Raw genomic sequence first — 292 nt, forward strand, 5'->3', positions numbered from 1 at the left:
TTGCGGCTGATAAGAGAAATCTTGCGGTGAAGAGTGAACGTCTGTGGGGACTGTCCCCGTTAAAGAAGATCAGCGGCGGATTCGGATTTATCACGGACGGGGATGGAAAACGTCTGGAGAATGTGGAACAGGCGGAAGCCGGAAAACGGATCACGGTCCGGGTGAAGGACGGTCGAATCGGGGCTGTTGTAGATCATGTTGAGAAGTATCGGTAGGAATCCACCACAGAATATTATCTATCGCACCAATTTTCACGAATAATTAAACAATAATTCAAGTAGGAAAATAGAAC

The 292-nt window shown here is 46.9% G+C and carries 1 pseudogene; it reads left to right on the plus strand.

What is annotated here, in order from left to right:
* Positions 1 to 215 (plus strand): annotated as a pseudogene (locus tag PZH32_RS13580) (hypothetical protein); the annotation flags it as partial.
* Positions 216 to 292: the final 77 nt, after the last annotated feature.

Origin of the sequence: Adlercreutzia equolifaciens (genome assembly GCF_029076695.1) — a bacterium.
Lineage (GTDB): Bacteria > Actinomycetota > Coriobacteriia > Coriobacteriales > Eggerthellaceae > Adlercreutzia > Adlercreutzia equolifaciens_A.